The sequence below is a fragment of the Faecalicoccus sp. genome, assembly GCF_036552745.1.
Classification (GTDB): domain Bacteria; phylum Bacillota_I; class Bacilli_A; order Erysipelotrichales; family Erysipelotrichaceae; genus Faecalicoccus.
The window spans coordinates 1-3,147 of the sequence record NZ_JAXKBY010000198.1; the positions used below are offsets into that span (position 1 = coordinate 1).

Annotated in this window: 3 protein-coding genes and 1 pseudogene; all 4 read left to right on the forward strand. The window is 41.0% G+C overall.

The window, feature by feature from the left end; genetic code table 11:
- Window positions 1–253 precede the first annotated feature (253 nt).
- A complete protein-coding gene (locus U0M88_RS09300; RefSeq protein WP_195222369.1) occupies window positions 254–1,240 on the forward strand; it encodes an ABC transporter substrate-binding protein in 987 nt (328 codons plus the stop codon).
- 2 nt (window positions 1,241–1,242) lie between these two features.
- On the forward strand, window positions 1,243–2,157 hold the full coding sequence (locus U0M88_RS09305; protein WP_294687211.1) for an ABC transporter permease: 915 nt from the start codon (window positions 1,243–1,245) through the stop codon (window positions 2,155–2,157).
- Window position 2,158: 1 nt separating this feature from the next.
- Complete coding sequence (locus U0M88_RS09310) at window positions 2,159–2,953, forward strand: ABC transporter ATP-binding protein (RefSeq protein ID WP_117446477.1); 795 nt, start codon at window positions 2,159–2,161, stop codon at window positions 2,951–2,953.
- Between the two features lie 11 nt (window positions 2,954–2,964).
- Window positions 2,965–3,147 (forward strand): annotated as a pseudogene (locus U0M88_RS09315) (branched-chain amino acid aminotransferase); the annotation flags it as partial.

Sequence of the window (3,147 nt, forward strand, 5' to 3'; positions counted from 1 at the left end):
ATATAACACCATTATTATAACATAAATAAAAAAATTTTTAAAATTATTTAGAAAACAAAAAAGTTCCGTAAACACGGGACTTCTGAGGAGTTTCGATCAAGTTTAGAGTCAAAAAAACATGGTGCTAGCTTCTAAAGACGGGTATATCATATCAAATGTAAAAATATATGAAAAGTTTCATCGTGTTACATTGACTTACATCTTTTGAAAGAATACAATGTAACCATGACTTATAAACGCGGAGGATGAGATTATGAAAAACTTATTAAAATGTGGTCTTGCGCTGGCGGCGGCTTTCTCTTTGGCAGCTTGTTCAGGTGGAGGCCAATCCGAAGACACAACGAAAATTGGAATCATTCAGCTGGCCGAGCATCCGGCTTTGGACCAGGCCTATGAAGGCTTTATGGATGGTTTAAAGGAAGCCGGATATACAGAAGAGAATACGACATTTGATTATCAAAATGCTTCAAACGATCAGTCAAACTGTGCTACGATCGTGGATAAGTTTATGAATGATGGTGATGATCTGATTTATGCGATTGCGACACCATCAGCGCAAACAGCAGCTAAAAAAACAAGCGATATTCCTATCATTGTCAATGCCGTGACCGATCCGGCAGCTTCAGGAATCGTTAAGGATAATGAAGAACCGGGAGGAAATGTAACAGGCGTTAGTGATTTAACACCGGTGGAAAAACAAATTGAGCTATTGACACAGATTGTACCGGATGCCAAAAAGGTAGCGGTTATGTACTGCAGCAGCGAGGATAACTCCAAGATTCAGGCTGAAATGGCCGAAAAGGCATTGGACGCTGCTGGATTGGAATGGCAGGAAGCTACTGTAGCGGATTCCAGCTCTATTCAGCAGGTGACAGAATCTTTAATTGGTAAAGTCGATGCGATCTATATTCCAACCGATAATTTATTAGCGGAAGGTATGTCTGCAGTAGCTCAGGTTTCCAATGCGAATGGAATTCCATGTATTGTCGGAGAAAGTGGCATGGTAGAAAACGGTGGTTTGGCAACTTATGGTATTGATTATCATAAACTGGGTGAAATGGCAGCTAAACAGGCTGAAGAAATTTTAAAGGATGGAAAATCACCAGCTGAAATGCCGATTGAATATCTAGATCCGAAAGACTGTGTTTTGACGATCAATAAGAGTGCTGCAGAAGAACTTGGTATCACTATTCCGGATGATTTAGCGGCAAAAGCAGAAATGGTAGAAACGGCAGCATAATCATGAGTATTTTATTGGCTATGCAGGGTGCCTTGAGCCAGGGGATCCTATGGGGATTGATGGCTTTAGGTGTCTATATCACGTTTCGATTATTAGATATTGCCGATTTGACGGTAGATGGCTCTTTTGCGACTGGCGGAGCTGTCTGTGCTGTCTGTCTGGTCAATGGTGTAGATCCGGTCTTGTCTTTGATTTTAAGTACGATTGCCGGATTTATCGCCGGCTTTGTGACAGGCTTTTTACATACAAAATGTCAGATTCCGGCTATTTTGGCAGGAATACTTACGCAAATTGGTTTATATTCGATCAACTTACGAATCATGGGGCGCTCCAACACGCCGTTACTTCAATATGATAATATTTTTGAGGGATTGGAAAACCTGACAGGTCTTTCCAATAACTGGATTGTTTTGATCATTGGATTGATCGTTACGATTTTGGTGATCGTAATCTTATATTGGTATTTTGGAACAGAGATTGGCTCCAGCATTCGTGCGACCGGAAATAATGAGCAGATGGTACGTGCCTTAGGCGTGAATACCAATGTTACTAAAACTTTGGGCTTGATGATCTCCAATGGTTTGATTGCCTTATCCGGTGCTTTGGTCACACAACAACAAGGCTATGCGGATGTGCGTATGGGAATCGGTGCTATCGTTATCGGGCTGGCTTCTATCGTAATCGGTGAAGTAATCTTTGGTTATAAAGGTGCATTTGGAACGCGTCTAACTTCTATCGTTGTCGGTTCTGTAATCTATCGTATCATTGTAGCGGTTGTTTTACAGTTAGGATTAAATACGGATGATTTAAAGCTTTTGACGGCAATTTTAGTCGCAATAGCCCTGACTGTTCCAATCGTTATGAATAAACACAAACAGCTTTCTATGTATAAGAAGCTGACCGGAAAGGAGCGTTAACATGCTGAAGATCAATAAGGTATCGAAGACGTTCAATCCGGGAACCGTCAATGAAAAGAAGGCTTTGAACGCGATTGATTTAGTGGTAAATGAAGGTGATTTTATCACGATCATCGGTGGAAACGGTGCCGGAAAAAGTACGATGATGAACATGGTTGCCGGTGTATATCCAATCGATTGTGGAACTATTTATTTGGATGGAAAAAATATTTCGCTTTTGGCAGAATACCAGAGAGCGCAAATGATCGGACGTGTTTTTCAAGACCCTATGTTGGGAACAGCTGCCGATATGGCCATTCAGGAAAATCTGGCAATGGCGAATCGTCGAGGCAAGAAAAGAGGCCTGCGCTGGGGTATCACACCTAAGGAAAAGGAAAATTTCCATGAACAGCTAAAGCGCTTAGGATTAGGTTTGGAAGATCGTATGACATCAAAGGTAGGTTTGTTGTCCGGTGGGCAAAGACAGGCTTTAACGTTATTGATGGCTACATTGATCAAACCAAAGCTGTTATTGTTGGATGAACACACAGCGGCATTAGATCCAAGGACGGCGAAAAAAGTATTGGATTTGACACAGGAAATCGTCAGTGAACAAAACCTGACAACTTTGATGGTTACGCATAACATGCAGGATGCGATTCATATTGGCAATCGTTTGATTATGATGCATGAAGGGCAGATCATTTATGATGTTAAAGGAGAAGAAAAGAAGAAATTAAAAGTTTCGGATCTTTTAAGAAAATTTGAAGAAGCCAGTGGTGAAGAATTTGCCAATGACCGTATGATGTTAGGATAGGAGGAATCGAAATGAAAATTCGTTTTGAAGAAAGAAAAGATCTAAAAGAGAAACCAACCGGAAATCTGGGATTTGGCAAGTATCAGACCGACTATATGTTTGTCATGGATTATGAAGAAGGACAAGGTTGGCATGATGCGCGTATCGTACCTTATGGACCGATTGAATTTGATCCGGCCAGTATGGTCTTACAT